Genomic DNA, 25,658 nt, shown 5'->3' on the forward strand with positions numbered 1-25,658 from the left:
TTATGCCGAGGCATAATTGATTCTCTCTCTATAAAAGTAATCTCTCTAATTATAACATAGAAAACATGCTTACAAGTATCACCATTGCAATCATCGACAAAATATGACATGCTTAAAAGAGAGAGAAAAGAACTAGGAGAATGTTGTAGTGATTAAAGAGTGGGATTACCTACGTGTGGTGGCGTGTCTGTCTATTTTACTATTACACACATCTTCATGGGTTATTATGGAGGTTGGGGTAGAGCCAGAGCAGACGATCTATCTTTTTTTAAGGATTGCATTGTGCTATGCGACACCGACGTTTATTGTATTGTCTATTTTAATATTGGCTAATCGTTATCATGAGAAACTACCGAGGAATTTTTGGTCGAGTAGGATTCAATATATTTTTATTCCCTATTTAGTATGGGCTTTTATCGATGCAGTAGTTGTTGAGTCCATCTATCGAAAGGGTTTATTATGGGAAAAGTATTTTGATAATATTGTTTATGGAGAGTTTGTTGGCTGGTTTGTTGTGGTTATTATGCAGCTATATGTGATCTTTACGCTGCTAACACGTTTTAAATGGTCTATAGTATGGTTTTTACCATTAAGTGTGTTGGTTACGCTTATTCATCATACTGTGATTTTATTGCCCTATCCTATTTTTCAAGAAAATAGTATTTGGCTACGATTTTTCTTTACGGGCTGGCTAGGTTATTTTGCTGTTGCCTATGTAATTGGGATCTATTATGCACAGATTGCAGCATTAGCTCGAAAATATCGATATGCGACGGTTGTATTAGTTGTGCTGTCTGCCGTCTTTTTGTATATTCGTTTGCTTTTAGGTTACGTAGAGGTGCATTCAAGGCGTCTCGATTTAATACCATTTGTGATTAGTATGGTGCTATTTGTGATTGCCTGGGGGCAGTCTTTACCATATACAAAAGCTGTTAAAGTGCTGAGTCAATATGCGTTTATGATTTATCTCATGCATTGGGAGGTTTTGCGTTTATCAACTGGCTGGTTTGTAGAGCATTTCGATAGTACGCTAGTCCGTGTACCATTGTTGTTGCTATGGACGTTAGCTGTTTGTTTACTGTTGACCAAAATCATTTCATTACTGCCATTTAGTCAATTTATTGTGGGGAAAATAAAAAAACGTGCTACACAGTAAAAAGCAGTGATTTCTTTTAAATTAGAAATCACTGCTTTTTTGTATCATCGCCAGTAGCTTCACCGAGATCGCCGCTAGAAGTTTTAATATCGCCGGTAACCTCAACACAATCGCTGGTAAAAGTAAAAATACCGCCGCTAGTTTACAAAGTAAATCATTCTGGCATTAATTTTAAATTTCGATCATTGTATGCTAGTACGACATAATCTGGATGTAGATTTTGTAAATATGGAATAACATCCTTCTCCAAGTATCGTAAATCCAAAATAGTTAGCTTTTTAAAATGGCTAGCTACATGAAATTGAATAGCATTAAAATAGGAATCTTTGATGACAACAATATGCTTATCACTGTCATAGTCTTCATTAACTATTGTCAGCTCTGCAAAGTCTCTGCTATAGGCATCTGCATAATTTACGACTGTGTCAGGGCTCATTTTTTTTGCACGACCATATACAGCTTCGTATGGGGCCGTTACGCCTCCCTCAATTGTACCGTCATAGATTGTGAATTGTGTTGCAAACGAAGGTGGTTCGTTATAGCAAATTTGATCGTGATTGTTGACGGTCATATATAAGATTTTATTCCAGGAGCCAGCAAACTTATTGGGTAAGCAATAGGCGTTGTCTTCCTTGTAGGGAATAGGCTGAATAGCTTCACCAAGTCGCTCGCTCATTGTTTTTATTAGTGCCTCGTAGCCTGTGTATGCACCGCGCATAGTCCAGTGATGATCTGTTTTAAAGAAGTACTGTTCTGCAGAGAAGTCAGTCTTCATTTTATCATAGAGACGGATATTGTCGACGCCAGCAGCCGTAACAAGCTTATGTAAGCGCTCATTATTGGCTATTCCAGCATCCTCTGGCATATAGCTAGGACTTGGCACCCGTGAGTAAGTTGCCTTCGCTGGCAGTGAGTAAAACGTAAACGGAATTTCTTTTTCAGCTAATCCCTCATTGAGCTTTCGCAAATCATTGGCAAAGGCAGCAAGTTCCTCATCAGATTTTGCTGGAGCTGGCTTTGAAATAATCCAGCCACTAGTATCGTCTACTGCGTACTTATCGTTTAAATAGGTTTTGCCAATTGCTCGCTGGAAGTGCACATAATTACGCATCCATGTATCACGGGCAGGAAATTGATCAGAAATATAGAATTCTACCTGTTTTGACCATGCGCCAGAGAAGATTTCCTGTGAGCTAGGTGATAGATTGGCAGTTTCTAATGGACGATTTTCCATTTCTGACTGTTTACGATCCACAGTCAGAGCATGTATGACGAGACCACCGAAAATGATGCAAAAAAAAGTTATTGGTAATAGATACATTTGAATTTTTCGCATGCTGTCCCACCTAGAATCTAAAGTATATAAATGGATTATGTGTTGCGTTGACTAAAAACATGGTGATAAAGAGTAACAGTGCACCATAGTAAATTGTTTGTCCAAGACGTAGGCTCCAGTCAAATGTTAGAGAACTAGTAGCTCTTTGTTCACTCCAAGTTTGATATAGTCGATAGATTGGCATTGCGAAAATAATGGCAATGACAAAATATACTGCATAATCCTTTGTTAGTAATATCGTTTCATAATTATAAAGTGCTGCATCGGATAGTCCAAACATCGTTTTAATAAAGCTAAAAGCATATGTAAAGTCATTCGCTCTAAAGAATACCCAGCCGATCATCACAATAATAAGTATATAAATATGGCGTAGGAATCGAGGTAAACGTTCTAGCCATTTTAAAAGCACCCATTTTTCAAGGCAAATTAATAGTCCATAATAAAAGCCCCATGCCATAAACGTCCAGCTAGCCCCATGCCAAAAGCCTGTTAATGTCCAAACTATTAATAGATTTCGATAAAGCTTCCATTCATGACTAACGCGGCTGCCTCCAAGTGGGAAGTAAACATAATCTCTAAACCAGCTACTGAGTGATATATGCCAGCGACGCCAGAAGTCTGTTACTGATTGGGCAATATACGGATAGTTAAAGTTCTCCTCAAATTTAAAGCCAAATATCCGCGCTAACCCGATGGCCATATCACTATAGCCTGAGAAATCAAAATAAATTTGAAGCGAGTACGCTAGAATTCCTATCCACGCAGTCCCTGTTGTTAAATCTCCGCCTGATAAACTAAAGACATGATCAGCAACCTCGCCCATTGGATTGGCTATCAATACTTTTTTAGCTAACCCTTGTACAAAACGACGGGTACCAATCATCCAATTCTCCGCTGTGGAGAGTCGTTTTTTAATTTGCTCTGCAACAGTTTGATAACGAACAATCGGTCCTGCCACAAGCTGTGGAAACAATGTAATGAAAAGTGATAAATCCAAAAAGTTACGTTGGGCTTTAACATCCTTTCGATAAACATCAATTACATAGCTAAGAGCCTGGAACGTGTAGAATGAAATGCCAATTGGAAGAGGGACAGCCTGCCATTCAATTGCTTCCTCTAAATAGTTGTTTATGATGTCCACAAAAAAGCCGGCATATTTGTAATAGCCTAGAATAGCTAAGTTACTGACAATTACTAACCAAAGAAGGGCTTTTCGTTTAGACTGCGAAATCGTATTTTCAATGACTATGCCCAAAATATAATTGAGTAAAATTGAAATCATCATTAAAAGTACATATCTCGGTTCGCCCCATGCATAAAAGAATAGGCTAGCCAATAGTAAAATCGTGTTGCGTAACATCTTTGGAGAGATGAAGTACACAATGAGCACTAATGGCAAAAAGACATATAAAAATATAAGGCTACTAAAAACCATTCCTTCAAATCCCCATCTCTTATTTATATTGTAAATGCATCTACATGGTCACTGTGAAGATTGCCATATACATTGCTTATACTGCTATAAACGGTTTAAAACATCTAAATTAACTGATAATCTGCAAAACTGCTAGAAAGTTCTAATATAATCAAGGAAATGCATGAATAAATTACCTACCTTATTGTAACGTAAATTCACGAATTGTTCACCAGTGGATTTTTACTAAATAATGGGTAAAAGTCGATTTTTGTCGAATTTTAGTTGGTAAAAATGACATGGGCAATATGGTATATTTTTCGCGTGGCAGTAAGGTTTGTATGTTAATTTTAAGGATGGGTGCTCCCTATCTGTTTAAGTAAAATATGGTTATAAACCCTCTATAAATCTAGATTTACCACATATTTCATTCCAAATCTTGCCCTTTGAAATTTATTATCTTGTAATCTTATAATAGATTCGTAGTCACCAAAAGTGGCTAATTTATCTAGGAGGTTATTGCATATGAAACAAAAATATAGTAAGTGGGTTGTCGGCGCAGCATCAGCAGCCCTAGTAGCATCAGCAATCGTACCAGTAGCAAGCGCAGCAAGCTTTTCTGATATTGAATCAAGTGACCACAAGGAGGCTATCTTAGCATTAGCAGATGCTAAAATTGTAGCTGGCTATCCAGATGGAACATTCAAGCCAAATGCAGTTGTTACTCGTGGGAACGTAACAAAATTCTTAGGGAAATGGTTAGTATCTGAAAACTATGAGATTCCTACAGATTATGCTACAGAAGCACGCTTCACTGACCTACCAACAACAGCTCCAGACAAAGAGTTATTACAATATGCAGCTCTTGTAAAAGATGCTGGCGTATTCAAAGGCTCAAATAACCAATTAATGCATACAAATAACATGAACCGTGAGCAAATGGCAGTTGTTTTAGTACGTGCTATCAAAACGGTTTATAACGTAGATCTAGTGGCAGATTATAAAGAATCTGACTTCAAATCAACAATCACTGATTTAGACAAAGCTACAGCTACTGAAAATCGTGAAGCAATCATCGCGTTAGAATATGCTGGACTTACAAACGTGAAAGCGTTCAATCCTAAAAACACATTAACACGCGGTCAATTTGCATCATTCTTACACCGTACAATTTCTAACATCGGTGAAGAAGCACCTTTAACTGTTAAAGAAGCTAAAGTTGTAGATGCAACTACATTAGAAGTTACACTTTCTGATGACAAAAAACATACAGTAACATTACCAACTCCACTTCCAGAAAATATAGAAACAAATGTAGAGTTTGTAATTGATGGTAAAACTTATTCAGCTGTAGTTACATATGTAACTGAGTTAAAAGTAAAAACTGTTGATGCAGTCAATGCAAAAACATTAGCAGTAACATTCAACAAACCAGTTGAAACAGAAAAAGCTAAATTTGAGCTTAAAAAAGATGGCTTCAAATCTAACTTTACTTCTATTACATGGAACGAAGACAAAACTGTTGCAACAATTGAATTAACTAGCAAAATTACAAAAGGCGAATTCACAGTTAGCGTATCTGGCGTTGCTGATCAAGCAGTAACTGGCACTGTGAAAACGGAAGACGAAAAAGTTGCTGGTATTGAAATTCTTGGTGAAGTAGCCCCATCTACAAGCAACACAACAGCTACAGTTGGCTTCCAAGTAAAAAACCAATATGGTGAAGATATTACAAAGCTTAATGCTTCTGCTTTAACATTAACTGCTGCAGGCGCTGATTCAGCTATTGCTAATGCAGATGGCTCTATCACAATTACAAAAGCTGCAGGACTTAAAGAAGGAGATAAAGTAGTTGTGACTGCTATCCACGGTCAAACTGCAACAACAACTACTAAAACTGTAACAGTTTCTGCTAAAACTGTAGCATCTGATATTACTATTGGCGCTCTTTATAATAAAGATGGCAAAGCATTCAGTGAAGATGTTAATTTAGCAAAAGATAAATTCTATCTTCCTGTTACTGTAAAAGATCAATATGGTAAAGAAATTACAGATCTTAACCGTTTAAATGGAGCAAATTCTGAGGTTCTTGTAACAAACACAAACCAAGCTGTTGCGACATTCGGTGCGTTTGAAAAACAAACTATCGACGGAAAAGATGTAATCGTATTACCTGTTACAAACATCGTAGCAGCTGGTGACACAAACGTAATTGTGATTGCTAAAGCAACTGGTAAAAACGGTCAAACTGCAGTAAAGGTAGCTGAGGGTGTACGTGCTGATTCAGTTACATTAGGAGCACCAACAAAAGTTGTCACTGCGGGAGCGGATATTTTATTCCCGTTATCTGTATTAGATAAACAAGGCAATGTCATTAAAGAAGCTACTGCATTAAACGGCACTAAAGGTATCACAATTACTGGCGGTACTTTATTTGAAAAAGACGGTGAGCTTTATGCAAAAGTAGCAGGAGCTGGCGTAGTAGAAAACACACCAGTAACAGTTGTTGTTACTTCTTCAACTGGCAAAGTGGCTACACAAACAGTTATTCCTAAAGCTGCAACTGCACCAAAAGTAATTACTGGCTTAGATAGCAAAGTAAGCACATCTATCCGTGAACTTACAGGTGCTAAAGTTGACATCTCAGCAAAAGACATCGTAGTGGAAGATCAATTTGGTCAAGTAATTTCTACAGACGAGCTTCTTGCAAAACTTGCAACTGCAGACTACACAATTAAAGCATTTACAGATGCGGATGCACCATTTACTGTAACTGGTGAAATTAAAAATGCTGCTAACAACAAAATTACAGTAGAATACAAAGCAGGCGCTACGAAAACTACTGCAAACGTTACATTTAAGCTTGTGAAAATTGCAGACAACACTGCTAACGAAGCAAGCTCTTACTCAAAACAATTCTCAGTAGTAAAAGATAGCTCATTCACTTCTTATAAAGTAGAAGATATCAAACCTATCTATGTAACTGATGGTGCTATCCCAGCTGGTTATGGTAAAGATATCGTTGTAAAAGCTGTAACAGCAAATGGTGGAGAAGTTACACTTTCAGCTGGCTCTGATTACACTGTAAAATCAGCAGTTCTTACAAGTGTAGCTGATGGTAATATTACGACTACTGACGCTGCGAATGTAGTGTTTGATAAAGATGCAAAAACAGCGACTGCAAAAGTAACAATTACAATCAATGCTACAGGTGAAGAAATCGTTAAAGATGTAACTTTCTCTAACGTTGCACCTAAAGTTGAAAAAGTAGCTGTTGTAGAAAACAACAAAGCTGCTAACTTTATTGCAGGTGAATCTGTGAACCTTGTAACAACTCACTCTTACAATGTAGATACAACATTCAATTTAGATGCATTCTTCGGTTTAGCGGACGTAGTTGTTACTGACCAATACGGTGTAATGGCACAAGTTGATGAGAATGGTGCTAACAAAGGTAAAGCAACATTCAACGGTGTTGCAACTGCTGCTACAACTTTAACTTTATCTAAAGTTTCTGGTGAAGTAGTATTCAGCAATAACGGTACTGATACTGCAGCCGCTACAGGTAAAGCAAACGACGTATTCAATGCTCGTGTGAACATTGGTGGTCAAAGTGCAACACCTGTAAAAGTGACAGCAAAACAGGACTTCAATAAATAAGATAGTTTTTCTAAACAGTGGAGATTCGAGTAAATCGAACACTCCACTGTTTTTTTCTGGTTAAAATACTAGAAAAGCTGGGCTATCAGTGTTGTGTTGGTATATTATGAAACTTTTGGTTTCTCTTACACGTATTATCATAGTAAAATAGATAAAACGTGTTGAGGAGTTGAACTGGTGAAGAAGCATACTTTATTTCAGGGCGCATTAATTGCTGCTCTAACAACAAGTGCTATTGTGGTACCGACTGCACAGGCAGCAGAAAAATTTACGGATGTTGATTATACACAGGAATATGGGGCTGCTGTAAAGGACTTGGCGGTGCAGGGGATTATAAAAGGATATGCGGATGGTACATTTAAACCATTTGCTGATGTTACGCGTGGACAGGCTGCGAAAATTGTGGCCAATGTATTACATTTAGATACAAAGAATGTAGAAGACCCTAAATTTACTGATGTTAAGCCGAGTGACGACTATTATGGAGCTATTGCAGCCTTGGCAAATAAAGGGGCGTTACTAGGCTTGGCTGATGGTAGCTTTGGTGTCAATCAAGCTATTACACGTGAACAATTAGCACAAATGTTAACGGCTGCTTACCAGTTAGAAAGCACTGACGTGGATAATTTACCCTTTACAGATATTGTGAAATATTCCGAAGCTTATTATGCGATAGCGCCATTGTTTGAAAATCAGATAACGAAGGGGATTACGCCAACAAAGTTTGGATTAAAGGAGACTGTAAAACGTTCACAGCTTGCAGTATTTATTCAGCGTATGGAGGCTATGCAGGCTAAACGAGTGACCCAAACGTTTATGGCAAAAGATCTTGATTCTAATTTTATTGAGGCATATGCAACAGATAATCAGTCGATAGATGGTGAGCATGAATCTTTCCGTATGTATCAAACTAATAATGAAGTGAAAATTGAGGCATTACGAGAAGGATCAGGCTACTTTATGCTAATGGGCTACAATATCGATAATGAAGAAAATTTTGAAATGATAGAGATGATGAAATATAAAGTTACTGTTAGCAAAGTAGATGGTAAGCTTCAGATGAATTGCCAGCAATCCGATGAGGTGACTCCAGGCATAGCAATGCTGTTGGAGGAGGATTTAGGTTTTGATCCAAAAAACATTCAGCTAACGACGGCTGGGGGACATGCTGTAAGTGAAAAAGTATACAGCTATCAGCCAGTGAATTTTGAGGGCTGGGAAGAAAAAATGATTCCAAAAGGTGGAAGCTATGAGCTAAAGCTGTTGCAAGCAGGTGATTATATTGCAACATTATCAGACGGTAAAGGTCAATCCGTACGAGTTGGCATTCATGCCGAATCGAGCGGCTATGATATATATACAACGTCCGCAGTTGAAATAAACAGTGCATTTATTTCAATGAGTGATATTGGCTTCACAGTAAAGGATATTAAAGTAGAGCAATATACAGGAGCAAGATATGATCATCAAATCATCGATGCGGAGCTTTCACCAGGGGGTGTTACGATAAAGGGAGTAGCTAAAGAGGATTCGCTTTTCTCTATTCGTCTAACTGGTACAAAAGGTGAGAAGCTTTATGTTCATGGCATGATCTATGAAGTAAGTGGAGTCACAACGATGTATTATGAGTTTGCAACAGAGGAACAAATGAAGAATACACCCTTTTATTAAAAGGTACCACGTTGTTGAAATCCTACTATGTCAATGAAATCAAGGTGTCAAATAAAAAAAGTATAGCCCTTTTTCAAAAGGTGAGGTTTGTCTCCGTACCGACTGAGTGCTTTCCTGGGGGCGTCCGATGAGCCACTCAGTCTACACTTCAACCAACCACTACTCAAAGTATCTACTTTCGGCATTTTTGTAGTGATAAATTGATGACTTAGCCATTTCATTATTTATTATTGAATAAGTATAGTGCCTTGGTAACATTTTTCTATGCAAAAGCAGATTAGCACTTTATGTAAAGTTACGAAGTAGTTTTATGCATAAATTAGGTTGGCGGCTAAAGAATTTTACCCCTATTCTATCCATTTAATGATGATGGGTAACATGCCTTTACTTTACTTTTGAGAGAAGAAAATATTTAAAGTTTTAACTATTGCTGATTGGAGTGGAAGGCTACTCGACCATAGCTGTCAACTTAAGAAATGTGTACTTCTTCTAAAAAGTGGTATAGATATATACAAAACTTTTTTGGGAAGGGGTGCTTTTGATGTCGACACCGAAACATATACAATTACTCCAAAAGCTATTTGAAGTCATTTGTCCTGAAAGAGTAGATGAAATAGCCAAAGAAACGGGTTTTATTCAAAGAAAGCGACTAGTCTCTGCGAGTGACTTCCTATCCTTATTGTTTCATGTCCATGGGAATTTAGCAGATTGCTCAATCCAAGAGTTATGTACAACCTTACAAATGAAACAAGCCATTTCCATTAGTCGGGCAGCCATGGATAAAAAATTTACCCCGGAAGCCACGGCTTTTTTACAACGACTCATTCAAGAATTCGTATGGGCACAACATCAACTATCTTTTTCTTCGCTCTCTCTGTCTGAACCATGGCCATTTACCAGTATTCGGGTACTTGATTCCACCACAGTTAGTGTACCAGATCGTTTTCAAAAGCGCGCTCAAAAAACCAAACAAGCATCCGCCAAAATTCAATTTGAATTGGATCTCTTATCCGGTCAATCGACCTTTCTTCACGTTGCTTTTCACCGAATGAATGATGCGAAAGTAAGTGCCATGCGGATTCCGTTTCTGACAGAACATGAACTTTGTCTACAAGATTTGGGTTATTTTAACTTCGAACAATTAAAAAAAATCGAGGAAAAAAAGGGTTTTTTTATTACAAAAATACGGACAGATGCGTATGCCGCTTTCGAAAATCTATTTCCTTCCTATCACTCAAATGGTGAGGTTATTCAAAGTAGTCTTTATCATCGCATTGATTTCGTGGCACTTTGTAAAAAGTTACTACCAGAGGAACTTTTAGAATTAGAGGGTGTTTATTTTGGACGGGATGCTCATTTTCCAGCTCGTTGTATTATTTTTTCCCATGATGAGCAGGGGAAAGCGCAACACATCAAAAAAATTAATCGACGAGCCCAGAAATCAGGAAAGGTGCCCAAACAAGTGGTACGTGATTTAGCAGGCATTACGATTTATATGACGAATCTGCCAGAGTGGATGTCTGCTCGTCATATCATGGAATTGTATCGCTTACGTTGGCAAATTGAGTTGCATTTTAAAGTGTGGAAATCTGATTTAGGCATCAACCACTTCAAAGTGATGAAGAAAGACAGGTGGCTTTGTCATTTATATGGGACCATCCTAGTTTATTTTATTAGTCAATTGATGGCCTATCAAATAAGAAACTTCATCTGGAAGGAGAAGGGCATAGAAATTAGTGAGATGGTGGCCATTCGTAGTATCGCGACAGAGATTTTACCGAAGCTATATGAAGAATGCATAAAAAAAGAGAAGGGATTGAAAGACTTTATCCATTTGACCACCGAGTTCCTGCTCAAGACGGCCCGGAAATCAAAATCCACCAAAGGAACAGCCTTTCAACGCCTTCAATTCACGTAGAATATCCAAATATAACCAACTCACCTAGAGGGGTTTATTTTGATATGTTTAAAATACTTTTTCCCATTTTAACGATAAATGAAACCTATCATTTCTAATTATGAAATCATTTGATTAGATGTGTAGAAATCTTAAGTTGACAGCTATGGGCTACTCGACTCCCGTGGGATTAGCGAGACAGACGAGACCCTGCACGGAGCGTCAGCGCAGGAAGCGGCTCGTCGCTCGCCCACNNGAACGGAAATCACCTTCATTTTGACTTAGTATTCACGAAATTTCCATTTTGATTTTCAACACTATAAAACCTCCCTAGCTTACAGGGAGGTTTTTGATATGTTAAAAGACAATATATTTTACATAGTCTTTCCATCCTATTTCTTTAAACTGTTGCCATTCAATCCTTTTTACTGGCATAGAACGGAAGGTACGTGCTAAGATATTACGTTTTTCATTATCAATCATTGGTGTCCCAGCTTCCATATAGCCTGTAAAAATTGTAGCATCTGCCGTTTTGAAGACAACATCTATATCCTCAAGACGAATCTTACCGTCTTCACCAATCATATAAACACTCTGTTGGCCCTTCTTTGTGGACTTTACCCAAGTTGAATCAATTTTATAGGCATCAAAGGCTTCATTCACAATAATGGAGGCCTGACCAACTGTAGAGAATGGAATGTTGTCTAAAACGTTGTCCTGCTGCAATATAACCTCATAGCTTGAAGGCTGTGGCAGCTTTACTGATTTAGCTAATTCATTCGCCCAATGCGATTCATTATTAGTCGCTATAAGTTGTTTTTGAAGTACAATGCCAGATAAATCATCCTCATAATGTTGCAAGTCAAAATTAACAGTTTGTCCATCCTTTACCTTCTGCCATTCATTCTCAGATAAATAGGCAAGCATGGATTTTTCTAATGAATAAATTTCAAATGTTACTGCACCAGCTTCTTCTATTATGTTTGAAATAACGCCGTCAACTGGACTGATAACACCTTGACGTGCCTGAATTTGGGCTATTTGCGCATCCATTAATGCTACTTGTCTAGTTGCCTCTGCAATATGACGATTTAATATCGCCACTGCAGATGAAGGCGAATTTTGCTGGCCTAATTCTAATTTAACCGTGACATTTAGCTTATCACTAATTTGATCTGTATCGATAGAGCTTTTAGGATTGCTTTGCCCACCATATTCCGATTCTATCTGTGCTAAAGCGGATTCTAGATCATTTAATTCCGTTTCATAAGCATCACGCTCAGCTTCAAGCTTTGTTAATTCATCGTCAACTTCTTCTGTTTTATAGGTAGCTAGTACATCGCTGCTGCGAACTTCCTGGCCACGTTTTACATCGATCGCAGAAAGGCTTTTTGCATCAGCGGAGATGGTATATGTTTGTGCTGGAGCAACTATAGCATCCTTTTTGATTGTTTCTACACGATCACCAACGGTAGCTCTTTGGAATTCATCGATAAAATAGGAACGAGCAACCTTACTGTCATCTTTAAATACAAAATAAGCATTCACGCCGATTAGTATCGCTAGCACAATCATACTCAAACTAGTCCAAGGTCTGGATTTAATAAAGCGCATCATCCTAACCCCCTTGTAATCCATTCTTGTAAAGGCAATACACTAATCATTCCTACAAAAACAGCCATTAGCACATGAAGAATAATTATTTTTGCTAGCAAAACCTTACGATCTGATTCTTCTTCCCATTTAGAAAGAAAGGTATATTGCACAATTATAGTGAATAAAGTTGCTATAGTTAATTGATTAATAACAAATAATACTACATCTGTCTCTAAGACTTGCTGAACAAGTGGTGCAAGTGATAGGAAGGAGAAGGTTGTTGTATAGCCTACTAAATAGAACACAGTAAATAATATTGTTTTTTCAATTAATAACAATACCATGACATAAAGTTGTACTTTTTGTATCCATTTATATGGTATGTCAGTTAACAGATGCAACAAATATGTAACGCCATAGTAATGAAAGGCATAATAAATGATTCCCCAGGCAATAGCGCCTACCATTGAAAGTAAACGAGCTGTATAGTATTCATCCTGATGATTCATTGCAAATAATGTTGTTAAGCTTTCAGTTCCCATGCCCCAAAATTCACGAACGATGAATAGTAGCATGAAGAGTATAAAAACAGTGAAGGATCGTTTTTTATAGCCTCTTATTTCTCCTTCTTCAACGGCTTGGGTAAAGTTATTGGGATGCGTTAAGCTATGCCAAAACTTATAGTGATAAAACATATAGAGCTCCCTTTCTAGTAAATTAAATAGTAGAGATGTAGTATACACCTGATTACTGGTAAATAACATAGGATAAATGCTTATTTTCCATGGAATTTTCTCGATTAAGAGACATTTCTAATCAAATTTATAAGATGTATCATCAAAAGCTTTTTTTCTAGTAAATTCACTGGGTTGCCAAATTATGTGCAGGATCAATGCACATAATTCAATTATATAGTATCCTAACAATAACTTCCTATAAAAAGCCTATTCAATCTAAAAATAGCAATTATCAATACATTCGTAAAGGACGTAAGAGACTTTGAGAGAATAGCTTGAAATTGAACGGGAAGTACCGATACTAAAGATAGAGAATATGAAGCTATAAATACATATCCATTTTCCTATATAATGTAAAAAGAAAGGGTGGGCATTTTGAAGAAACCAATAAAAGTTGGTGTGTTGACAAGTTTATTACTAACACCGGCAGCACTTGCCAATGCTCAAGAAATACAGCCACAACAAAAAACGGAGCAAGTTGCTTATGTGAATGCAGTCGCGGTTGAAACAAAAGAACAACTGCAAACGATGTATAAAAATTTAACGGATAAATCCTCACTTGATGATATAACGATTGCAGAAAGTCGCTTTAATGGTTTAGGGGCAGCAGGATTTACTGCGGATGAAATTCAATTTATTAAAGCCAAAGTCGCTTACGTACGAGCACAGAAAACCTTGGTAACGGAAATTAAAGGCCTTGGCGAAAGTATTAATAAATTAACTTATACAAGTAGTTCTCTAATTAGAGATGCTAAAGCGACAGAAGGCAAATCTAAAGAATTTATGAATGAAACGAAAGCTGGCTCCTATGCAAATGTGCAAAAGACCTTTAAAGAAGCTGTGAATGCTGCACCACAAACTGCAGTTTCATCAATGCTAGGGCTTGCAGTTCAATATGGCTATGATGAAGCAGCACAAAAAAATTATTTTAAAACAAATGGTGCTGATTTAGATAAGCTGACTACAATGGTAAATGCTGTTGCTGCTGTACAGCCCACTATTGATCTATTAGATGGTTTAAAATTGGATTTATCAAATTCTGACTTTACAGCTATTAAACAAAAAGTGACTGCTATTACATCAGCCTATAACGCTTTATCAGCAGATCATAAAAAAATTGCTACAGCTTTTATTCCTGAAGGGGATACAATTGCTCCTTATAAAACCTATACGGACACAAAGCAAAATATTGATGCTGCCCTAAAGGTGGAAGATAGTATAACGCAATTAATGAATAAGGATGCAGCAAGCTTTGATAAGGCAACTACTTTTATTAGCGCAGTTTCTGCCATTGAAACAGCCTACGGTAAATTAACTAAAGAAGCTCAAAATTATGTTGCTAACTATACTGCTTTTTTACCTTTTAAAGCTGCGGCAGACGTTTCAAAGCAAATTAATACACTAGTTGTTTCTAATAGTGCAGATTATCGTACAACAGTTAATAATCTATTAGATTCCTACAACGGTTTAGATAAAAAAGCATTTGTCAAAAATGCTACAAATCTAACTGCTGCTCAGGAGGAAATCAAAGAAGCTGAAAATATTGAAGCTCTTATTCAAGGCATCGAAAATGCAGGTGCAGCAGAACAGTTTACAAAAATTAAGGGTGCACGAGAGGCATACAATACGCCACCTTCTACTGTAAATGCTGCAAATGTTAAAAAAATTGTCAATAACTTAGCAACATTAGTAGAATGGGAAAAGAAATATAGTGCTTCGACAGATGTAGATAAATTAATTGCTGCCATTGATCCAGGCCTCTCTACGTTTGAGAGTAAAACACTATTAGCACAGTCGGCTTTTGAGAAACTTAGTACTGCAGAGCAGGCAATTGTGCAAAATAAGGATCAACTAGCTATTTATTTTCCATATGCTGATTTATTAAATAAAGTCAATGCATTAAAGACTACATCGCCAGATTATAGCCAGAAAGTTCGAGAATACCAAACGAAGGTAAATGCTTTAGATCCAACTGGTCATGCACAGGAAGCTGCATTAACTACTATTAAGACAAAGCTAAGTGAAAAATTAACTTTGCTATCTAATGAAGAAGATGTATTAGCAGCAGTTATAAGCAAAATAACGGCTTTAAATAGCTCGCAAAATCTGATTCAAGATATGCAGGAAGCACGAAAACAATATGATGCTCTTTCTGCAAATGCAAAAAAACGTGTCTCAAATATTAAAATATTAACCGATTTAGAAAAATCACAAAAAGCTGTTTTAAATGTTATTACGCTTGTTGAAAAGTTAGATCCTGCTGCAAAGGATTATACGAAAAAAGCGAAAGCAGCCAATACAGCCTATTTAAAGCTAGATGCTACAAATAAGAGCTATGTGAAAAACTATAAAACGTTAAAAGATCAAGTAGAGGCAATGGGCATCATTACGCGAATCATGGCCTTAAATACCTCACAAAAAACATACAATGAAACTGTTGATCTGATACTAAATGATTATGCAGCGCTTTCAGATGCCGCAAAACAACTAGTCACGAATTATCAAGATTTACAAACAGCAAAGGGCTATATAACAATTGCTAAAAGCTTTGATGATCATGTCATCTCAATAGCCAATGAGCCTGATACTACATTTGTAGCAAAAGTGGCAGCATTGACAGCTGAGTATAAAACTATGGATAAAAATGCAAAAAAATTAGTTACACAATATAAAACGTTAACTTCCTATGAGAAAAATAATGCCAGTGTCGTAAAAGTCATTAATCTCATTACAGCGTTAAATCCATCAAGTAAGGATTATTCTAAAAAGGTATTAGCAGCAAGAAAGGCTTACAATGCCTTAGACCCTGCTTCGCAAAAACGTGTCACAAATTATGGTCAGCTAGCAGCAGTAGAAGATGTAGCAACATTAATAGGCTTAATTGAAACATTAAAACCTACTAGTAAAACGTTTTTAAATGATTTAGAGACGGCACGTAAAAATTATGATGCCTTACCGCCAGAAAAACAAAGTGCTGTTCTAAATTACGAAAAACTTGTCACAGCTGAAACTGAGCTAAAATCTGCACATACAGTGATCGCCTTAATAGAAGCGGCTGTACCTGACGATGAGGAGTTTTTAACGAAGCTAATGAATGCTCGTGTTGCTTATGACAAGCTCCCATCAGGGCAGAAAAAGCTTGTATCTAATGTGAAATTATTAACAGATCGTGAGAAACAAGTAAAACCTATTTTAAATACCATGGTACAAATTGATGTTTTAGAACCTGGTTCAAGTAAATTTGTTAGTCAGGTAAACGCCGCAAGAAAGGCCTATGATAAGCTAACAAAAGAGCAAAAGGCATTCGTCAAGAATATTGCTATTTTACAGGGCTATGAGCCAACAGCTAAAGTAATTGAAATAATTGGTAAGTTGAAAGCATCCAGTAAAACATTCCATACTGATACAGCACAGGCCCGTGCATTGTATGATGGGCTAAGTAAGGATATGCAGCAATATGTTACGAATTACCATCTATTACAGGCTGCTGAAACAAGTATTTTAGGTGCCGGTAATGTCCAGCGTATGATTGAGGAATTACCTTCAGTAGAAGCTAGCCAATATGTTAAACGTATTGAAGAAATAAGAGCCGCTTATAATGCGCTGCCGAAAGATCAGCAAATGGCAGTTGAAAACTATAAAACATTACAAGAGCAAGAAAAGTTGATAAAGCCTGTTATTAATGTTGTTAATGAGATTGAAAAGCTGATGACGTCTAAAAATATGGATAGCCAATATCAAAAGATTTTAAAAGCCTATGACAATCTAAATGCAACACAGCGAAGATATGTATACAATCAACAGCTCCTTCTTTCATTAGACAGTGTGATTAAAGTGTATCAAAGTATCGCAGATTTAAAGCCAAGTGATCCACTGTATTTTGGTAAGGTTGAATCTGTAAGAAAAGATTATGATAGCTTGAATACAATTGATAAGCAAAGAGTATCCAATTATAATATCCTGCTTGAGGCTGAGAAAAATTTGACGGATGTAAAGAAGGTTGTTGAAATTATAGCTGGTCTTCATCCATCCTCTGGGACCTATATAGAGGATGTGGCGAATGCTGTCGCGGCATATAAAGTATTAGATTCAAAAGTGAGAGGGCAAGTTATCAACTACGATACTTTAAAGAAAGCCGAGAAAGATGTAGCGGCGGTATTAAAAGTAGTGAATGCGATTGGCGAAATAGATCCCGACAATAAACAATTTGAAAAGAAAGTACTGGCCGCACAAAAGCTCTACAGCTCGCTCAGTCTTGAACAACAGGATTTGGTGTATAACTTCCGTATTTTACAGGATCATTTAAGAACATTAGGGTTAGAGTGAGGAAAGAGGGCAAGGGTCCCTCTTTCTTTATCTCTTGATTCAGTTTTTAGGAGCGGATTAACACGAATTTTTGAAGGAAATTTTTTTGAGCAAGCCGAAAAAGTCCAGACGAGATTATGCTGTTCCGTAATTAAATTTATGTGGCAGTTTATGAAAATTTATAAATCCCCTCAAATTATCTATTCAAGCAGGGAAGGAAGAATTTATTTTGTCAAAAAAGTTATTTCAAGCAAGCTGTTTGTCAGTAGCAATAATAGTAGCTCCTTGTGCTATGGCTATTCCAACGGAAGCAGCATCTATGCCATTTAATGATATTAAAAATGGTGGTAATGAGGCAGAATTATATAAGGCAGTCCAAGAATTATATAGTAAGGGTATTGTATTTGGAACAACAAATACTATGTTTAGCCCCTATCAAAGTTTAACGCGAGGGGAAGCAGCTTATTTTTTAGCAAAAGCATTAAATTTGGAGACAAAGAAAGTAGAAAATCCCGGCTTTACTGATGTTCCGACCTCTCATCCATACTACGGTCCAATTGCAGCATTAGCTACAAAGGGCATTATTCAAAAAGGGGCAAATTATCATCCAGATCAATTTATTAAACGTAGTCAAATGGCGAAAATTTTAACACTTGGCTTTGACTTACAAAAATCTACAACATTATCAGCACCTTTTTCAGATTTTACAAAAGATAATGAAACCAATCAGTATATTCAAACGTTATTAGATTATGGGATTACACAAGGAACTAGTTCGACTACATTTTCACCTTATACGGATGTTCGTCGGGGACAAATGGTACTATTCCTATACCGACTATTAGAAAAAAATGACAGCTCTTTTTATGTGATTGGTGTTGAATAATATAAAGAATCACTCTTAGGCAATCCGCCCATAGAGTGTTTTTTTAAAGTTAGTTAGGAAAAAACAGGTAATAATGGTATGTTTGTATACGGTTGAAAGGGGTAAAATGATTAAGTACATAATGGGAACACTGTTTTACATACATGAATGAAGGAGGCGGTCGCTATGTTTAAAAAAATATCAAGTGTTGTTGGTATTTCTCTTACCTTGCTAGTAACATCATACGCTGTGCCTCTAACGATCACTTCTGAAGAAGCTGTAGCAGCTAGTATTGCCAAGGATGTTTCACAATCACATTGGGCTAGTAGCTCCATAGCACATATGCTTGACAAACATTATATGACAAATGATCAGAATGGCTATTTCAGACCGGAGCAGCCAATTACAAGGGCAGAGGCAGCTGCGGCAATAGCACGTTCCATGCAATTGAAATTCGAATCTTCATTTTCACCTGATTTTACAGATTTATCGGATAACCACCCTTATTACAAGGAAATTTGTGCCCTAGTTGAACGAGGGATTTTACAAAATGGTGATTGTTTCTATCCAGATACCCCTTTGAAACGAATGCACATTACTAAAATGTTAACGTTAGCCTATAAGATCGAAGTGGATTCCGAAAATATTAGTAAATTTAATGATGTTACTGAGGGTCACTGGGCGAAGGATTATATTGAATCACTTGCAGATGTGGGGGTCATTAAAGGCATTAATGGACAGCAATTTGGTCCGAATCAATTAGTAACGCGTGCCCAATTTGCCTCTTTAGTGGAACGTAGCCTCGATTTTTCATCTAAAGTAACAAATTATGAAATAGCCTATGATTATTTATCAAAGTCCTATATGTCGACAAAAAATTATTCATCGTCTATGTCTAATGATGTAATCCAATTAATCAACAATGAGCGACAAAAGAAAAAACTACAACCTCTCAGCTTTGATGCAGCCTTAACACAGATAGCAGTTATAAAGGCACAAGATATGGTAAATCGCCATTATTTTGAGCATGAATCACCTTACTATGGAATGCCGTGGGATTTAGCAACCCTATTTGATTACTCTTATACAAGCTTAGGAGAAAACATAGGGAGAAATATTCCATCACCCGAAGCAGCCGTGAAAGCATGGATGGCTTCGCCAGCACATCGTGACAATATTTTACGAGAAAATTACACAAATACAGGGGTTGCTATTGCTATAGACAGCAAAGGAAATTACTATTGGGTGCAATTGTTTTCTAGTCAATAATTCATAGGGAAGGGTTAGCCATGGTGAAAGATGTCGATAAGGCGAGGTGAAAAACCTGCAAATGCTGCAATAGTAATAATTTCATGATTAAAATGCGTTTCTACTAGTCTTAATGATTCAATATGGCAATCTATTATGACAAAATGTCGCTAATATTACAGGAATGTTACAAAACTCCGAAATACCCATTATTTAATACCCATATTTTAGCGTTGATAAACCAGCAAACGTTGGTATATCAGCGTTTTTTTGTATTCAAAATCCGTTACACAATTGAAAAATTAAAATAGCATCTTTTATGATAGTCTATGTATAGGCAAAAAAGTTCTGAGAGGGGTATACCGAAACTATGAAAAAGAAATGGTTATTACCGATTTTTGCATCTTTCATGTTATTTTCAACAACTCAAATAGATAACGCTGAAGCAGCATCTCCAACTGATGTTACTGATACAGCGACAAAATATTTAGGTACTCCTTATGCTTATGGAGGCACAACTACTAGCGGATTTGACTGCTCAGGTTTCACTTCCAAGGTCTTTTCAGATTTAGGGATTAAATTAAATCGTACATCAGGCTCTCAATATCAACAAGGGACTGCAGTAGCAAAAAATGATCTTCAAGTAGGAGATTTATTATTCTTCAACACTAGTGGTAGTGGTATCTCACATGTAGCGATATACATAGGTGACGGAAAAATGATCCACTCTCAAACTGATAAAGGTGTTAGTTATTCAAATGTTAACGATCCATATTATTGGAATTCTCGTTATGTTGGTGCGAAACGTGTAGCAACATTTGATAGTGAACAAGCAGAAGCTGTTAAAGAAGAAGTAAAGAATGCTGCTATCGATTTCACTGTATATGCTTCTCGTGCAGAAGTGGCAGAGCAAATCGCGAAAGCACTTAACTTGGATACATCCGATAAAAACACAAAATTTACAGATGTTAAGCCAACATATGCACATGCTGGTGCAATTGCTGCTGTATCGAAGTTAGGTATTTTTGATGGTGATAGTAACGGTAAATTTAATCCTTCTTCACCAATTACACGTGCACAAGTTGCGAAAGTTTTAGTACATGCTTTCGGCTTAGAGCAAAAAGGCGAATTAATTGCATTTACTGATGTACCTGCTAATCATTGGGCAAATGAATTTATTTCAATTTTAGCTTCTAATGGTATTACAGAAGGTAAAGGTAACGGTAACTTTGGTTATGATGAAATGTTAAAAATTTCTCATCTTCAAGCATTTATTGAGCGAGCAAAACAAGTACAGAAATAATTGAATTCCGTTTCACTTTGAACAGGGCTACGTTTAAAGTGACACATTGCAAGGAAGTTCTTTAAAATATTGTATAAATTGAGGAGGGTTTGCACTTGCAGACTCTCTTCTTTTTATGAAGTAAGTCACAATGATGGAGGTGATGCCGAAAACAGGAGAAAATTACATTCGTATGATAGTTTTGTCAGTGAAACTTTGCTAAAATGAACACGAGAACAGGAAGGGAGGAAATAAGACATTGTACCTCAAAAAGATCAGTCTTATATTATGCGTCTTATTCATTTCAGCTTCTATGTTTACTATACATAGCGCACAAGCAAGTGGCGGTTTTGTAGATGTTCCGAAAGATCATGAAGCTTATGAAGAGATCAATTATTTAGTTAGTTTAGGAGTTATTAAAGGATATACGGAAAATGGCAAAACGTATTACAAACCTTATAACTCAGTAACACGTGGACAAGTTGCCAAAATGGCTGTTGTTGCTTCAGGTAATAAGCCATTAGCTGTCAGTAAATCAAACTTTTCAGATGTAACAGTTGGAACAGAGCTTTCTGGCTATGTAGAACGTGCTGTACAACTTGGTTTCTTTAGAACCAATACAAAGGGACAATTCTTACCAAACAAGCCTTTAACTCGTGATGAAATGAGTTATGTCCTAACGAAAGCGTTTAAGCTGGATACAAGTGAATATGAAAATATTGATTCTCCATTTGTGGATGTAGGGATTACACATGACTACGTTCAATATGTGAATACAATTTACTATAATGGTATTACAAAGGGGAGCGGTCAAAATTATAACCCAAATAGTTCAGTGACACGAGCACAGTTTGCGTTATTTGTCGCACGCGCAAAAAGTGAAAAATATCGCTTAGAACCCCCTGTAAAAGGTGTAGCAGTTCCTGATACATCACAAGTTATCGGATTGATTGCTAGTACAACTGATGGTTTAAATATTCGTAAATCAAAGGATTCCTCATCTTCTACTAATATTGTAGGCACAGTGAATAAAGGAGGTAAACTATCCGTCTATGCAGTAGAGGGAGACTGGTTAAAGATTACCTATAAAGGTGCCTTTGCCTATGTTTATAAAACGTACGCACAATTTTTAGATGCTGATGGAAATGCACTAGGGAATGTCCAAAAACAGGTCACAACAACGCAAGGTATCAATCTCTATGTTAAGCCAACATCTTCCTCAAAAATCATTGCCTCAGTGAAGAGTGATGTGAAATTACCAGTTTATAAGACTACAGGTGGCTATTATTTAACTGTAGTAAACGGTTTACCAGGTTATATTGTTGCTAATAGCACAGTTGATGTTGAAGTTGAGCAGCCTACTACGCCAGATCCAGACCCAACTCCTCCAATAGTGACAGGTGATTTACTTGGTCGTGTGACAGTAGATAATTTAAACATCCGCAAAGAAGCGAATTCTACTTCTACAGTGCTAGGCAAACTTACTAAAGGTGAGTATGTCCAAGTGAACAGCATTAATGGTTATTGGGCACAGGTTACGTATGAAGGTCAAAAAGGGTATGTCCATAAATCATACTTAAAGCTTTTAAATCAAAATGGCAATGCATTAAAAAATCGTATTATCATTCTTGATCCAGGTCATGGTGGTAAGGACCCAGGAACTGTAGTAGGTTCTAACTCTGAGAAAGCTATTACATTAAAGGTCAGCACACTTGTGAAGCAAAAGCTTGAAGCGGCAGGTGCAAAAGTATTGATGACTCGTACAAGTGACACCTATCCATCTCTACAAGACCGAGTAGATTTTACAAATGAAAACTATGGTGAAATCTTTGTAAGTATCCATGTAAACTCAGCAGCGAATACTTCTGCACAAGGCACTGAAACATATTATGCTATTACAACAGGTGATATGCATCAGGAAGATATTGATCTAGCATCATTTGTTAATAATCAAATTGTTAATAACTTAAAAATGAAAAATCGTGGTGTTAAAGAAGAACAATACTACGTTATTCGCAATACGATTATACCAGCTATTCTCGTTGAACTAGGCTTCCTAACAAATAGTGAAGATCGCGGGAAAATGACAGATGATCAATATGTCGAGCTATTTGCTGACTCAATCTACAAAGGAATTTCCCAATATTACGCAAAACAATAACAATAAAAACTACATTGTTCAAAAGTAGAACAATGTAGTTTTTTCTTATATAATTAGAAATAAATTTTGTTAAAATTACGAAATTATGTAACAAAAGGTAGAGATATATCGTTCTAATAAAAGGAGGTTAAAACTCTTTGTTTTTACTAAATCCATAGTTCGAAAAATGAACGAGGCAAATAAAAAGGAGGGAATATGGATTGTATTTTAAAAAAATTAGTCTTATGTTATGTATTTTAATTATATCAACTTTTTTTACCATACATAGTGTAAGTGCTAGCAGCAATTTTGAGGATATTTCTTCTAAGCATGAGGCTTATGAAGAAATCAATTATTTAATTAAATTAGGTGTTATCAAAGGGTATACAGAGAAAGGAAAAACCTATTATAAACCTAATAATAAGGTAACTCGTGGACAAGTTGCCAAAATGGTTGTAATTGCTTCAGGCAATAAACCACTAACTGTAAAAAAATCAAGCTTTTCCGATGTAACTGCTGGTACGGAGCTTTCGGGTTATGTGGAACGTGCTATACAGCTAGGGTACTTTGCAACAAATACGAAGGATCAATTCTCACCAAATAAACCCCTAACTCGTGATGAAATGAGTTATGTATTATCAAAGGCATTTAAGCTTGATACAAGTCAATATGAAAAAATTGATTCTCCTTTTGTTGATGTAAAAACAACACACCCTTACAATCAATATATTAATACTATTTATTATAATGGTATTACGAAGGGAAGCGGTCAAAAATATAATCCGAATGACCAGGTATCGCGTGCACAGTTTGCGTTATTTGTAGCACGTGCAAAAAATGATAAGTATCGTTTAGATTTGCCGATAAAAGAAGTAGTTGTTCCTGATAATTCAGCAATTATAGGGACTATTCAAGTTACAACTGACGGCTTAAATATTCGTAAGTCAAAAGATTCTTCAACTATAGATAATATTGTTGGGAAAGTGAATAAAGGTAGTAAATTAGCAGTCTATGCAATAGAAGGGGACTGGTTAAAAGTTTCATCTAATGGCGGCTATGCTTATGTTTATAAAACATATGCTCAGTTTTTAGATATGGATGGCAAAACATTAGGAAATGCTAAAAAACAGGTTACTACGACACAAAATATAAATCTTTACCTAGAACCAACATCTACTTCAAACGTTATTTCAACTATTAATAGTAAAGTGAAATTACCTGTTTATAACACCGTAAGCGGCTACTACTTAACTGTAGTAAACGGTTTACCAGGCTATATCGTAGCAGATAGTACAGAGGATGTAGTAGAAAAGCCTTCTATACCAGATCCAAAGCCAACTCCAGATCCAACACCAACACCAGATCCGACCCCACCATCAGTTTCAGGTGATATATTAGGTCGAGTAACGGTGGATAATTTAAATATCCGAAAGGAGGCAAACTCTACTTCTACAATTGTAGATAAGGTGAAAAAAGGTGAATATGTTCAAGTAAATAGTGTGAATGGTTATTGGGCACAGGTAACCTACAAAGGTCAAAATGGGTATGTCCATAAATCCTATATAAAGCTATTAAATCAAAATGGTAATCCATTAAAAGATCGAATTATCATAATTGATCCAGGTCATGGCGGCAATGACCCTGGAACTGTAGTTGGTACTATTGCAGAAAAAAATGTTGTATTAAAGGTCAGCACTCTTGTTACACAAAAGCTTGAGGCAGCAGGAGCGAATGTTCTAATGACTCGTACAGGGGATACATATCCTACAAGAGAAGGTCGAGTTGACTTTACACATACTAATTATGGTGAGATCTTCGTAAGTATCCATGCTAATTACGCAGATAATACTGCTGCACAAGGTACTGAAACCTACTACGCTAAAACACCAGGTGATGTGTATGAGGAAGACATTGATCTTGCGACATTTGTAAACAATCAAATTGTTAAAAATGTAAATATGAAAGATCGTAGGGTCAGAGAAATGAAATACATTGTAATTGCTAATACGAATATTCCAGCTATTCTTGTCGAGTTAGGCTTCCTATCAAATAGTGAAGATCGCGCTAAATTGACAGATGATCAATATGTTGAGCTATTTGCTGAATCTATCTACAAGGGTATTGTGGAATATTACTCAAAACAATAATTATAGAGGGCTACATTGTTTACGAACGATGTAGCTCTTTTTGATTTCAGAGGTTTTGGGAATTCCGTCAAGAGAATTTTCCTATAATAAAACTTCTAGATACTATAAATGTAGTGATGTTAAAAAAGCAGATTATTTGATATGAACTTTGCATTATACGAGTTAATTTCATAATTTAATCCTTTAAGTTTCAAGGATTCTAAA

At 36.5% G+C, this 25,658-nt stretch carries 14 protein-coding genes; 10 read left to right on the forward strand and 4 right to left on the reverse strand.

The features are described from left to right. Positions 1-148: 148 nt before the first annotated feature. Positions 149-1,156, forward strand: a complete 1,008-nt coding sequence (locus tag B2R82_RS11830; protein WP_286925044.1) for an acyltransferase family protein — start codon at positions 149-151, stop codon at positions 1,154-1,156. Positions 1,157-1,310: 154 nt separating this feature from the next. On the opposite strand, the gene B2R82_RS11835 is transcribed toward B2R82_RS11830, so the two are convergent. Both B2R82_RS11835 and B2R82_RS11840 read right to left on the reverse strand, forming a co-directional pair. Next, positions 1,311-2,492 (reverse strand): DHHW family protein, encoded by a 1,182-nt coding sequence (locus B2R82_RS11835; protein ID WP_286925045.1) that lies wholly within the window; start codon positions 2,490-2,492, stop codon positions 1,311-1,313. A 10-nt stretch (positions 2,493-2,502) separates the two neighbouring features. Continuing rightward, positions 2,503-3,927 carry an MBOAT family O-acyltransferase gene (locus B2R82_RS11840; RefSeq protein WP_286925046.1) on the reverse strand — a complete coding sequence of 475 codons (1,425 nt, stop codon included), beginning with the start codon at positions 3,925-3,927 and terminating at the stop codon, positions 2,503-2,505. A gap of 504 nt (positions 3,928-4,431) precedes the next feature. Here B2R82_RS11840 and B2R82_RS11845 point away from each other — a divergent pair. The 3 genes from B2R82_RS11845 to B2R82_RS11855 all read left to right on the forward strand — a co-directional run bounded on the left by B2R82_RS11845 (position 4,432) and on the right by B2R82_RS11855 (position 11,155). Beyond that, a complete protein-coding gene (locus B2R82_RS11845; protein WP_286925047.1) occupies positions 4,432-7,566 on the forward strand; it encodes an S-layer homology domain-containing protein in 3,135 nt (1,044 codons plus the stop codon). A gap of 177 nt (positions 7,567-7,743) precedes the next feature. Further along, the gene (locus tag B2R82_RS11850) at positions 7,744-9,237 is read left to right on the forward strand and encodes an S-layer homology domain-containing protein (RefSeq protein WP_286925048.1); all 1,494 of its coding nucleotides are present in this window, start codon (positions 7,744-7,746) and stop codon (positions 9,235-9,237) included. 541 nt (positions 9,238-9,778) lie between these two features. Continuing rightward, positions 9,779-11,155, forward strand: a complete 1,377-nt coding sequence (locus tag B2R82_RS11855) for an IS4 family transposase (RefSeq protein ID WP_286925049.1) — start codon at positions 9,779-9,781, stop codon at positions 11,153-11,155. A 336-nt stretch (positions 11,156-11,491) separates the two neighbouring features. Here the strand turns inward: B2R82_RS11855 and B2R82_RS11860 are convergent, their stop codons facing one another. Then, positions 11,492-12,748: an HlyD family secretion protein gene (locus B2R82_RS11860; RefSeq protein WP_286925051.1), complete on the reverse strand. Its 1,257-nt coding sequence runs from the start codon at positions 12,746-12,748 to the stop codon at positions 11,492-11,494. Continuing rightward, positions 12,748-13,425 carry a hypothetical protein gene (locus B2R82_RS11865; protein ID WP_286925052.1) on the reverse strand — a complete coding sequence of 226 codons (678 nt, stop codon included), beginning with the start codon at positions 13,423-13,425 and terminating at the stop codon, positions 12,748-12,750. The genes B2R82_RS11860 and B2R82_RS11865 overlap by 1 nt, the downstream gene beginning before the upstream one ends. 408 nt (positions 13,426-13,833) lie before the next feature. Between B2R82_RS11865 and B2R82_RS11870 the strand changes: the two genes are divergently transcribed. The 6 genes from B2R82_RS11870 to B2R82_RS11895 all read left to right on the forward strand — a co-directional run bounded on the left by B2R82_RS11870 (position 13,834) and on the right by B2R82_RS11895 (position 25,454). Beyond that, a complete protein-coding gene (locus B2R82_RS11870) occupies positions 13,834-17,793 on the forward strand; it encodes a cell wall-binding protein (RefSeq protein ID WP_286925053.1) in 3,960 nt (1,319 codons plus the stop codon). A 208-nt stretch (positions 17,794-18,001) separates the two neighbouring features. Further along, entirely contained in the window at positions 18,002-18,658 is a 657-nt protein-coding gene (locus B2R82_RS11875; protein ID WP_286925054.1) for an S-layer homology domain-containing protein, read from the forward strand. Positions 18,659-18,823: 165 nt separating this feature from the next. Further along, complete coding sequence (locus B2R82_RS11880) at positions 18,824-19,906, forward strand: S-layer homology domain-containing protein (protein ID WP_286925056.1); 1,083 nt, start codon at positions 18,824-18,826, stop codon at positions 19,904-19,906. Positions 19,907-20,255: 349 nt separating this feature from the next. Continuing rightward, on the forward strand, positions 20,256-21,188 hold the full coding sequence (locus B2R82_RS11885; protein WP_286925057.1) for a C40 family peptidase: 933 nt from the start codon (positions 20,256-20,258) through the stop codon (positions 21,186-21,188). 292 nt (positions 21,189-21,480) lie between these two features. Beyond that, positions 21,481-23,328: an N-acetylmuramoyl-L-alanine amidase gene (locus tag B2R82_RS11890; RefSeq protein WP_286925058.1), complete on the forward strand. Its 1,848-nt coding sequence runs from the start codon at positions 21,481-21,483 to the stop codon at positions 23,326-23,328. A 200-nt stretch (positions 23,329-23,528) separates the two neighbouring features. After that, on the forward strand, positions 23,529-25,454 hold the full coding sequence (locus B2R82_RS11895; RefSeq protein WP_286925059.1) for an N-acetylmuramoyl-L-alanine amidase: 1,926 nt from the start codon (positions 23,529-23,531) through the stop codon (positions 25,452-25,454). The last annotated feature ends 204 nt before the right edge of the window (positions 25,455-25,658 follow it).

This window comes from Lysinibacillus sp. UBA6686, assembly GCF_002455205.1.
Taxonomy (GTDB): Bacteria; Bacillota; Bacilli; order Bacillales_A; family Planococcaceae; genus Lysinibacillus; species Lysinibacillus pakistanensis.

What these genes read in the sequence shown, in the direction of transcription:
- B2R82_RS11835 (WP_286925045.1), bottom strand. Translation starts at nt 2,492, where the DNA reads ATGCGAAAAATTCAAATGTATCTATTACCAATAACTTTTTTTTGCATC.
- B2R82_RS11840 (WP_286925046.1), bottom strand. Translation starts at nt 3,927, where the DNA reads ATGGTTTTTAGTAGCCTTATATTTTTATATGTCTTTTTGCCATTAGTG.
- B2R82_RS11845 (WP_286925047.1), top strand. Translation starts at nt 4,432, where the DNA reads ATGAAACAAAAATATAGTAAGTGGGTTGTCGGCGCAGCATCAGCAGCC.
- B2R82_RS11855 (WP_286925049.1), top strand. Translation starts at nt 9,779, where the DNA reads ATGTCGACACCGAAACATATACAATTACTCCAAAAGCTATTTGAAGTC.
- B2R82_RS11860 (WP_286925051.1), bottom strand. Translation starts at nt 12,748, where the DNA reads ATGCGCTTTATTAAATCCAGACCTTGGACTAGTTTGAGTATGATTGTG.
- B2R82_RS11865 (WP_286925052.1), bottom strand. Translation starts at nt 13,425, where the DNA reads ATGTTTTATCACTATAAGTTTTGGCATAGCTTAACGCATCCCAATAAC.
- B2R82_RS11880 (WP_286925056.1), top strand. Translation starts at nt 18,824, where the DNA reads ATGTTTAAAAAAATATCAAGTGTTGTTGGTATTTCTCTTACCTTGCTA.
- B2R82_RS11885 (WP_286925057.1), top strand. Translation starts at nt 20,256, where the DNA reads ATGAAAAAGAAATGGTTATTACCGATTTTTGCATCTTTCATGTTATTT.
- B2R82_RS11890 (WP_286925058.1), top strand. Translation starts at nt 21,481, where the DNA reads ATGTTTACTATACATAGCGCACAAGCAAGTGGCGGTTTTGTAGATGTT.